Raw genomic sequence first — 730 nt, forward strand, 5'->3', positions numbered from 1 at the left:
CGGCGCGTCGTCGACCGCAGCGGACTCAGCCTTTCCGCGGTCTCCGACCGCACGGAGCCGCCCGCCGCGCAGACCGTGGTCGAGGCCAGCAGCTGCGCGGTGGTGTGGGCGTAGAAGAACTCCAGAGCCTCGACGTCGGCCATCGCGGTGGCCGCCAGGTCACCGCTGCGGCGGCCCGCGACCCGGGCGGGCGCGCTGCGGGCCAGCCCGTCGAACACGCCGACCCGCAGCTCGGCCAGGACCCGGTAGGCGAGGTCGTGCGAGAGGTCCATCTCCCGCCAGGTCGTCAGCGCCCGGACCAGCACCAGCCCCACCAGCATCGCGACGGTTCCGCCCGAGGGCGCCGCTCCGTCGAGGACGGCCGTGCCGACGGTGTGCGCGGCGAGGGTGACCAGCGCCACCAGCGCCGCCTGCTCGGCCAGCGCGGCACCGCAGGTGCGCAGCACGATGCCGGGATGCCGGGCCAGCGCGGGCAGCAGGGCACGCAGCGAACCACGCGGCGGCACGGACGCGGACGCCTCACCAGGACCGCGCCCGGCGGTGTGCTCAGCGGTGTGCGCGGCGCTTTCGGACCGGCTTGCGGTGGTGTGCCCGGGCGGGTCGGCGGTGGTGGTCATGCGGCGAGTTCCCCTTCGGCGGTCCGGCCGGCCCGGTCCAGTTCGGCGTACACGCCGCCGGCGGCCAGCAGCGTGTGGTGGTCGCCGACGGCGTCCACCCGGCCGCCGGCGAG

Annotated in this window: 1 pseudogene; it reads right to left on the minus strand. The window is 76.8% G+C overall.

The features are described 5' to 3' along the window. Positions 1 to 617 (minus strand): annotated as a pseudogene (locus ACYVE9_RS29500) (hypothetical protein); the annotation flags it as partial. Positions 618 to 730 lie beyond the last annotated feature (113 nt).

Source organism: Streptomyces sparsus (assembly GCF_054776295.1).